Here is a 7,920-nt window from a genome sequence, read left to right as displayed (position 1 = left end):
GGTGAGCGTCGGCCGGCTGCGGATGCGCGTGAAGGCGAGCTATCGCGTCACCGGCTCGGTCCTCCAGGACACGATCCGCGGCGAGATGGTGGGCGCGGAGACGGTGCTGGAGATCGAGTCTCCGGATCCGCCCGAGCGCGTCGCCCGGGTCATCCGCAACGCCGAGCGCGGCTGCTTCGTCATGCAAGCCCTCCTCAACCCGGTGCCGATCGACAGCCAGACCCTCCTGAACGGCCGGCCGCTGGCGGACCGATGATCATCCCGATCCGCCTGCCGCCCGTCGAGGTCCACATCAACGCCGACCGCCGGCTGGCGTTCGAGGTGCTGAGCGCGTTCGGCGCGCGGCGGGTCGTCGGCGGTGCTGAAGGACGAGGACGAGCGCAAGCTCGTCGAGTTCCACACCCTGTTCTCGACGCCCCGACGACGGAAGACCTATCGAGGCGCGCGCGCTGAAGAGCCGACTGTATCCCGCGCCGTCCCATCACCTCCCTTCCTAGGGCGGCGGCGTCGGCGGGGAATAGCCGGACCCCTCCCGGGGTTGATAGAGGTGGCGGAAGGACAGGCGCCGAGGGAGGGGTTATGAGGATTCGGGGTCGGCTCGCGGGTGTGGTCGCGGTCCTGGTGCTGTCGGGAGTCACGGGCGCCTGGGCGGAAGGCGCGAAATCCAGGCAGGTGACGGTGACCGGTCGCGTCGTGGACAACACCTGCTTCCTCGGCATGGGCCTCAAGGGCGAGGGCCATCGCGAGTGCGCCATCGGGTGCGAGAAGGCCGGCGCGCGCGCGTCGCTGCTCGACGAGAAGGCCAACGTCCTCTACATACTCATGGCCGACAAGCCCTTCGTGGATCCGGACGCGAAGCTCCGCGACCACCTCGAGGGCATCGTGACGATCAAGGGCAACCTCTACGAGGGGCCCGGCGGCCAGAAGGTCCTCGCGATCGTGGAGGTGCAGGCGGCGAAGTAGGCGCCGGGACGGGCGCGCTCCGAAGGCATGCACGCTCCGGGGCGCGCGCGAGTAGTGGCGGCTGCTCCTGACGGTCAGCGCCGCGATGGCGGTCGTCTACGCGGGGCTCTACTGGCTGACGACCTGGCTCGCGCGCGCGGCGTCGGCGCACTCGAGCAGCGCATCGTAGTCGAGCATTGACACGAGGCCGAACACCGCCCGGCCGTCGCTCCACGAGACCACGCGATAGCCCTTCACCTCGCGCGTCAGATACTCGTGGCCGCGGTAACTCACGCGCGTGCCCGCGCCGACCATGTCCGTCGCGGCGACCGGCACCATGAAGACCGACAGGAGCGTGCGGCCCTTCTCGTAGAGGAGGTAGGCGGCCTGGCGCTCGTGAGCCTCGGCCAGCCGCGCGCCGACGAGCCGGATCCCCGCGGACGAGTAGTCGGGGACGGCGACGCGCAGGCGCGCCCGCTCGCGGAACCACGCCTCGATCTCCGCGCGGTCGTCGGACACGAGCTCCGCCGGCCGCTCCAGCTGGGCGTAGGCGATGTGCTTGTCCACGAAGTCACCGACGAGCGTCGCTGGCCGGCGGAGCGTGGGCAGGAGCAGGACGCCGACGAGCGCAGCCGCGGCGGCCGTGAGCGCGGGCGCGACGAGCCACGGCCGGACCCGCGCCCGGAGCGCCGCGCGGCGCAGGTCCCGCACGACGCGCGCGCGCAGCTCGGGCGGCGCCGTCTCGCGCGGCTGATGACGCAGGAGGCGGCGCAGCTCGCGCTCCCGGCGCGCCAGCGCCGCGCAGCGCGGGCAGTCGGCGCCGTGCGCGTCCGCCGCGGCCGTCTCGGCCACCGGCAGCTCGCCGTCCACGTACGCGTCGAGCCGCGCGTGGAACTCGCCGCAGGTCATGCCGGCCCTCGCAGATAACCGTGCTCGCGTGCGAAGCCGGCGAGCGAGGTGCGCAGGAGCCGGCGCCCGCGTGAGAGGCGGGACATCACCGTGCCGAGCGGACAGCCGACCACCTCGGCGATCTCCCGGTAGCTGAGCCCCTCGAGGTCGGCGAGGACCACGACCTCGCGGAAGGCGAGGGGCAGCGCGTTGAGGGCGCGGTCCACGTCGCCGTGCACGACGGTCTGGAGGAATTCCTCCTCGGGGCTGGCGCTCGCCGCCTCCAACGTCGCGCTGTCGCCCGCCTCCTCCAGCATCGCGTCACCCTGGAACACCTCGCGACCCTCGCGCCGCAGCCGGTTCAGGAACACGTTGCGCAGGATCGTGAAGAGCCAGGCGCGCGCGTTCGTGCCGGGGTCGAAGCGATGGAATCCGCGAAACGCGCGCAGGCACGCCTCCTGGACGATGTCCTCGGCCTCCGTACGATTTCGCGTGAGACGGAGCGCCGTGCGATAGAGCGCGTCCAGGTGGGCGAGGGCCACCTGCTCGAACTCCTCGCTGCCCGTCGAGCGCCCGCGGATCAGAGCCCCTCCGGAGACACCGTCATCCTCATGAACCCGCGACCCGGCGATTGTATTCCCCACGACCCGTCCCCCGGTATAATCGAGAGCTGCGCATGAACGTCCACCTCACGACCCTCGGCTGCCCCAAGAACCAGGTCGACTCCGAGCTGATGCTCGGCATGCTGACCGAGGCCGGCTTCCCGCTCGCCGAGCGCGCGGAGGACGCCGAGTGCGTCATCGTCAACACGTGCGCCTTCATCGACCGGGCGCGCGAGGAGTCGGTGCAGACGATCCTCGAGCTGGCGAAGCTGAAGGAGACCGGGCGGTGCCGCGCGCTGATCGTCACGGGCTGCCTCACCCAGCGCTACGGCGGCGCAATCATGCGCGAGATGCCCGAGGTGGACGCGATCCTCGGCACCTCCGGCCTCGAGCGGGTCGTGGACCTCGTCCGCCAGGCTTCGAGCCGCCACGACTGGGCGACCTCGGCGCCGCCCGGCTATCTCTACGACGCGAGCACACCGCGGCTCCTCATCCAGAAGACGCCGTACGCGTACGTGAAGATCGCCGAGGGCTGCGACATGGGGTGCACCTTCTGCGCGATCCCCCAGTTCCGTGGCCGCCACCGGAGCCGCCCGCTCGCCGACATCGTGAAAGAGGTCGAAGGGCTCGCCGCGCGCGGCGTGCAGGAGGCGATCCTCGTCTCGCAGGACACGCTCGCCTACGGCCGAGACCTTCCGGGCAACGGCGACATCGGCGACCTCCTCCAGGCGCTCGGCGAGACGCGGATGCCCTGGGTCCGGCCGATGTACCTCCACCCCGCGCACGTGAACGACCGGCTGATCGCGAGGTGGGCGCGCGCGCGGATCGTTCCGTACCTCGACCTGCCCGTGCAGCACGGCGACGACGCGATCCTCCGGTCCATGCGGCGCGCGGTGACGGCCGACCGCATGAAGGAGATCGTGCGGGCGTTCCGCGACGCGATCCCCGGCCTCACCGTCCGGACGACCGTGCTTGTCGGCTTCCCCGCCGAATCCGAGGCCGCGTTCGAGCGCCTCCTCGAGTTCCTCGACGACGTCCGCTTCGACCGCCTCGGCGTCTTCACGTACTCGCCCGAGGAGGGGACGCCCTCGCCGGCGTTTCCCGACCAGGTGCCGGCCGAGGTCGCGGCGGAGCGCGCCGCGATCGTCCAGGAGTCGCAGGACCGGCTCGCATGGGAGCGGAGCCACACGCTCGTCGGGACCGTGACCGACGTGCTCGTGGACGGCCCGAGCGAGGACCCCGCGTTCGCCTTCGAGGGTCGCACCGCGGGCCAGGCGCCCGAGATCGACGGCGTCGTCTACCTGCGCGGCCGATTCGAGCCGGGCCGGTTCGCGCGCGCGCGCGTCGTCGAGGTCGAGGGATACGAGCTCGTCGGCGAGCGCGCCTAGCCTGGCCCTCGCGGATCGCGTGGCGCTGATCGTCGCCACGGTGGGCGGTGCGGGCCTGGCGCCGGGAGCGCCGGGCACCGTCGGCAGCGCCCTCACCGCCATCGTCCTCTGGCTCGTCCCGTTCTCGCGGCCCGCGCTCGTCGCCTTCTTCGTCGCCGTCACCGTGGTCGGGATCTGGGCGGCGCAGCGGGCCGAGCGTCTCCTCGGCGCCAAGGACCCTGGCGCGATCGTCATCGACGAGGTCGCGGGCATGACGCTCTCGGTCCTCCCGTTCCCGCTCACGCCCGCGACGCTCGCCGCCGGGTTCGTGCTCTTCCGCGTGTTCGACATCGTGAAGCCCTTTCCCGCCCGCGCGAGCCAGGCGCTGCCCGGAGGCTTCGGCATCGTGGTGGACGATCTGATCGCCGGGCTCTACGCCCTCGCCGTCCTGGCACTCGCGCGCGCCGTTCTGGGATTCCCGTGACCCCGGGCGCGACCGTCGTCACGGTCGGCGTGCCGCCGACGGCGGATCTCCCCGACCCCGAGGGCGCTGCCGTCGCCCAGGCGCTCGGCGACGCGGGCGTGCCCGTCGCGAGCCGTGTCGCCGTCGAGGAGGACGAGGCGGCGCTCGAGCGGGCGCTCGCGCCCGACGGCGGGCTCACGGTAGTGATCGCGAGCGGCGACGCCGGCGACCTCGTGCGGCGTGTGCTCGCGCGCGCGGTCGGCGCGCGGCTCGTCCTGAGCGAGCGCTTCCTCGCGGCGCTCGAGGAGCGCTACCGGCGCCTCGACCGCCCGCTCCCGCGGCGGGCCGAGCGGCTGGCGCTCCTGCCCCAGGGGGCCCAGGCGTGGACGGCGGAAGAGGGTGAGCCCGGGTGGGTCCTCGAGAGCGGCGAGCGCGCCTTCGCGGTGCTCGCGCGCGACGGCGGGCTCCGCGCGATCGTTGACCGGCACCTGCTCCCGTACGCGCGCGCCCGCGCGGGCCGCGGCGCGGTGCTCGTCCGGACGCTCCGGACCGCGGGTGTCACCGCGGGCGACCTGGAGGAGCGGCTCGCCGCGTGGCTCGGCCAGCCCGAGAGCCGGACCGGCGACGTGGCGGTGGCCCTCGTGCCCGGCGACGGCGAGGTGTGGGTGCGCCTGCGCGCGAAGGGGGCGGACGCCGCGCGCGCCCTCGCGCGCGCCGAGCCGCCGGTCCTCGCCGCGCTCGGCGACGACTGCTACGGCAAGGACGCCGAGACGCTCGAGGTCGTCATTGGACGGATGCTCCTCGAGCGGCGGCTCACGCTCGCCGTCGCGGAGTCCTGCACCGGCGGGCTCCTCGGGCACCGGCTCACGAGCGTGCCGGGCTCGTCGTCCTACTTCGAGCGCGGCGTCCTCGTCTACTCGAACCGCGCCAAGGAGGAGCTGCTCGGGGTGCCGGCCGAGGTCCTGCGCGCCCACGGCGCCGTGAGCGCGCCCTGCGCCGAGGCGATGGCGCGCGGGATCGCCGAGCGCGCGGGAGCCCCGTGCGCGCTCGCCATCACGGGCATCGCCGGTCCCGACGGCGGCACGCCGGCGAAGCCCGTCGGCACGGTGTTCGTCGGGCTCGCGGTCGAGGGGCAGGTGAGCGCGCGGCGCTTCAGGTTCCTGGGCGATCGCGCCTCGGTCAAGTGGCAGTCCACGCAAGCGGCGTTTGATATGCTGCGGCGGGCACTGAAGGGACGCGCATGAGGGCTCCGATCGCCGCCGTCGTCCTGCTGGCGCTCGCGGGTTGCTCGACCGGGATGGGCGCCTTCGACCGCGGACTCGCGCTCTACCGCCAGGGCCGCTACGCCGAGGCGAGGGCGGCGTTCGACGAGGCGATCGGCGAGACGCCCGATTCGGCCGCCGCCTGGACCAACCGGGGCATCGCGCGCGTCCGGCTCGGCGATCTCGACGGCGCCCTCCAGGATTACTCGCGCGCGCTCCAGCTCGCCCCGGGCGACGCGGACATCTTCCTGAACCGCGGCAACGCCTACGTCGGCAGGCGCGACTATCGCGCCGCGGTCGCCGATTACACGCGGGCGCTCCAGCTCGACTCGAGGCTCACCCGCGCGCTCTTCAACCGTGGCGTCGCGCGCCTGCTCGCGGGCAACGCCGACGGGGCGCGCGCCGACTGGCTCGAGGCGATCGCGCTGGAGGACGATCCGAAGGCGCGGGAGGCGATGAGCGCCCGCGCCTGGCTCGCCGCGCCCGCGCCGCTGGCTGCCCCACCGCCGGCGGTTGCGGCGCCGCCCCCGCCCGCGCCCGCTCCGCCGCCCGCGGCCCCGCGGCCACCGGCGCCCGCTCCGCCACCGGCCGCCGCGGTGCCGCCGGCGCCGCCGCACGCCGTTGCGCCGCCAGCACCCGTGGCACCGCGGGCGCCTGAGCCGTCGCCACCCGCAGCGCCCCCGGCAGTCGCCGTGCCGCCGCCTGCGCCGCCACCGGCTGCGCCCCCAGCACCTGCGCTGCCGCCACCGGCTCCGCCCCCGGCTGCCGCCGTGCCGCCGCCGGCCTCACCGCCGCCGGCCGTGGCGCCGCCCCCCGCAACGCCCCCTGCGGCCGTCGCGCCGCCGCCCACGGCACCGCCCGCCGAGGCGGTGGACGCGCGCGCCCTCGCCAGCCGCGCGCTCACGCGCGAGCTCCAAGGCGATCACGCGGGCGCGATCGAGGACCTGAAGGCCGCGCTCGAGAAGGAGACGGACCCCGAGCGGCGCCAGGGAATCCAGAACCTGCTCCGCCTGCTGGACGGCTCCCGATAGAGTCGGTCCGCGCCTTCCTCGCCGTCCTCATCGACGACACCGTACGCGCGGCGCTCGGCGCCGCCATCGAGCGCCTGCGCGGCGCGGCCCACGACGTCGCCTGGGTCGCGCCCGCAAATCTTCACATGACGCTCAAGTTCCTGGGCCAGGTGGACGGCGCGCGTCTCGACGCGATCGCGGCCGGGCTCCGCGACGCCGCCACCGGTCTCGCGGGGTTCGATGCGGTGGTGGCCGGGCTCGGGGCGTTTCCGTCCTCGACCCGCCCGCGCGTCGTCTGGGCCGGCGTCGCCGAGGGCGCTCCCAGGCTGACCGACCTGGCGGCGCGCGTGGAGCGGGCCTGCGCCGCGCTCGGCTTCCCGCCCGAGGACCGCCTCTTCTCGCCCCACATCACGCTGGGGCGCGTCCGCGTCCCACGACGCGACGCGCGGCTCGCCGGCCTCCTCGACGCGGCCGCCGGCGAGGCGTTCGGCCGCGTGCGCGTGGAGCGCCTCGTCCTGATGGAGAGCCAGCTCTCGCCGCGCGGCGCCCGTTACACCGAGCGCGGGAGCGCCCCCCTCGGGTGAGGCTCGCGCGGGCCGTCACGATTCCTGGACATTGACGCCGTCCCCCCGCGACTCCTAGAATGCTCGCAACGGCCCACACAAGGAGAGGCGCATGGCGGCGGAAGTGAAGAGCGACCGGAAGCAGGCCCTGGATCTGGCGATCGCGCAGATCGAGCGGCAGTTCGGCAAGGGCTCGATCATGCGCCTGGGCGTCGGCGGGCCGCTCGAGGAGATCTCCGTCATCCCGACGGGCGCCCTCCCGCTCGACGTGGCGCTCGGGATCGGCGGCCTGCCGCGCGGGCGCGTCACCGAGATCTATGGGCCGGAGTCCTCGGGCAAGACCACGCTCGCGCTGCACGTCATCGCCGAAGCGCAGCGGCTCGGCGGCATCGCGGCGTTCATCGACGCCGAGCACGCGCTCGACCCCAAGTACGCCCAGCGGCTCGGCATCAACATCGACGAGCTCCTGATCTCCCAGCCCGACACCGGCGAGCAGGCGCTCGAGATCACTGAGACGCTCGTCCGCTCCAACGCGGTGGACGTCATCGTCATCGACTCCGTCGCGGCGCTCGTGCCGCGGGCCGAGCTCGACGGCGACATGGGCGATTCGCTCCCGGGCCTCCAGGCGCGCCTCATGTCGCAGGCCCTCCGCAAGCTCACCGCCGCCATCTCGCGCTCGGGCGTCATCGTCATCTTCATCAACCAGATCCGCGAGAAGATCGGAGTAATGTTCGGGTGCTTCCACTACAACACGCGGGTCACGCTCGCCGACGGGACGAGCATGAAGATCGGCAAGATCGTCAATCAACGTCTGCCGCTCGAG

At 73.9% G+C, this 7,920-nt stretch carries 11 protein-coding genes; 9 read left to right on the top strand and 2 right to left on the bottom strand.

Going from position 1 to position 7,920, the window contains the following annotated elements; genetic code table 11:
• The 3 genes from VKG64_13760 to VKG64_13750 all read left to right on the top strand — a co-directional run.
• Positions 1-256 (top strand): OsmC-related (seleno)protein (locus VKG64_13760; GenBank protein ID HKB26106.1); only part of this gene is annotated, 256 nt, incomplete at its 5' end.
• Positions 253-453, top strand: a complete 201-nt coding sequence (locus VKG64_13755) for a hypothetical protein (GenBank protein HKB26105.1) — start codon at positions 253-255, stop codon at positions 451-453. The genes VKG64_13760 and VKG64_13755, both read left to right, overlap by 4 nt.
• Positions 454-579: 126 nt before the next feature.
• Positions 580-963, top strand: coding sequence for a hypothetical protein (locus VKG64_13750; GenBank protein ID HKB26104.1), 384 nt, complete (start codon positions 580-582; stop codon positions 961-963).
• A gap of 108 nt (positions 964-1,071) precedes the next feature.
• On the opposite strand, the gene VKG64_13745 is transcribed toward VKG64_13750, so the two are convergent.
• Positions 1,072-1,851, bottom strand: coding sequence for a zf-HC2 domain-containing protein (locus VKG64_13745; GenBank protein ID HKB26103.1), 780 nt, complete (start codon positions 1,849-1,851; stop codon positions 1,072-1,074).
• Complete coding sequence (locus VKG64_13740; GenBank protein ID HKB26102.1) at positions 1,848-2,372, bottom strand: sigma-70 family RNA polymerase sigma factor; 525 nt, start codon at positions 2,370-2,372, stop codon at positions 1,848-1,850. The genes VKG64_13745 and VKG64_13740 overlap by 4 nt, the downstream gene beginning before the upstream one ends.
• Before the next feature lie 134 nt (positions 2,373-2,506).
• Between VKG64_13740 and rimO the strand changes: the two genes are divergently transcribed.
• From rimO to recA, 6 genes are all read left to right on the top strand, one after another.
• A complete protein-coding gene (rimO, locus tag VKG64_13735) occupies positions 2,507-3,820 on the top strand; it encodes a 30S ribosomal protein S12 methylthiotransferase RimO (protein HKB26101.1) in 1,314 nt (437 codons plus the stop codon).
• A gap of 19 nt (positions 3,821-3,839) precedes the next feature.
• The gene (locus VKG64_13730) at positions 3,840-4,283 is read left to right on the top strand and encodes a phosphatidylglycerophosphatase A (GenBank protein HKB26100.1); all 444 of its coding nucleotides are present in this window, start codon (positions 3,840-3,842) and stop codon (positions 4,281-4,283) included.
• Positions 4,280-5,506, top strand: a complete 1,227-nt coding sequence (locus tag VKG64_13725) for a nicotinamide-nucleotide amidohydrolase family protein (protein ID HKB26099.1) — start codon at positions 4,280-4,282, stop codon at positions 5,504-5,506. The genes VKG64_13730 and VKG64_13725 overlap by 4 nt, the downstream gene beginning before the upstream one ends.
• A complete protein-coding gene (locus tag VKG64_13720) occupies positions 5,503-6,555 on the top strand; it encodes a tetratricopeptide repeat protein (GenBank protein HKB26098.1) in 1,053 nt (350 codons plus the stop codon). The genes VKG64_13725 and VKG64_13720 overlap by 4 nt, the downstream gene beginning before the upstream one ends.
• Positions 6,552-7,118, top strand: coding sequence for an RNA 2',3'-cyclic phosphodiesterase (thpR, locus tag VKG64_13715; GenBank protein HKB26097.1), 567 nt, complete (start codon positions 6,552-6,554; stop codon positions 7,116-7,118). The genes VKG64_13720 and thpR overlap by 4 nt, the downstream gene beginning before the upstream one ends.
• Positions 7,119-7,209: 91 nt before the next feature.
• Positions 7,210-7,920, top strand: a 711-nt coding sequence (gene recA, locus VKG64_13710) for a recombinase RecA (GenBank protein HKB26096.1), incomplete at its 3' end; no start/stop codon positions are given.

It is taken from the genome of Candidatus Methylomirabilota bacterium, from assembly GCA_035260325.1.
GTDB lineage: Bacteria > Methylomirabilota > Methylomirabilia > Rokubacteriales > CSP1-6 > AR19.
Note: the sequence above shows the minus strand (reverse complement) of the source record. Positions and strands in the feature narration are given on the sequence as shown.